The sequence below is a fragment of the Homoserinimonas sp. OAct 916 genome (assembly GCF_003260275.1).
Lineage (GTDB): Bacteria > Actinomycetota > Actinomycetes > Actinomycetales > Microbacteriaceae > OACT-916.
Genome location: NZ_QJHB01000051.1, coordinates 1 through 507, shown reverse-complemented (window position 1 = coordinate 507; position 507 = coordinate 1). Strand labels below are relative to the sequence as shown.

Annotated in this window: 1 protein-coding gene; it reads right to left on the bottom strand. The window is 53.3% G+C overall.

What is annotated here, in order from left to right; genetic code table 11:
- Positions 1–125: 125 nt before the first annotated feature.
- Positions 126–422 carry a hypothetical protein gene (locus DL891_RS16650; RefSeq protein WP_111721595.1) on the bottom strand — a complete coding sequence of 99 codons (297 nt, stop codon included), beginning with the start codon at positions 420–422 and terminating at the stop codon, positions 126–128.
- Between the last annotated feature and the right edge of the window lie 85 nt (positions 423–507).

The window sequence follows — 507 nt, the reverse complement described above, 5'->3', positions numbered from 1 at the left end:
CTAAACTGCCAAATTGACCATATCCAAGGGACACACACGAACATATTTATATCTCCCAACATCAGTAGCTGGAAAACCATATGTCATGATCCATGGCTAATCGTGGCGCGGCGCGGCCGTAAGCCCTAGTCGCTGTCGCTGCTGCTGCTGTCGCCATGGTGGTGGCCGTCCTCGTGCTTCTTCTTCTCCTTCTTCTTCTTCTTCTTCTCGCCCTCGCACTCTCCCTTGGCGCCGTCGCCGTGGATCTTGTCCTTGATCTTCTCGACCAGGCCCTCCTTGTGCTCGCCCTTGTGCTCGCCGTGGCCGTGCGCCTCGGGCTTGCAGTGCTCGCCCTTGTGCTCCTCGGCCTTGTGCTTGTTTTCCTCGGGCTTGTGGCCGCCGATGTGGAGGGTCTCCTCAATCTTGTGGATGATTCCAGCCATGTTTGTTTGCTTGAATTGAATGAAAGAAAAAGAGAGAGAGATAAAGAGAGATGAGAATGGTTTTGTTACTAATGATCAATGGTGG

Excerpts from the sequence above, each read along its gene's own strand:
- DL891_RS16650 (WP_111721595.1), bottom strand. The coding sequence starts at position 422 with ATGGCTGGAATCATCCACAAGATTGAGGAGACCCTCCACATCGGCGGC.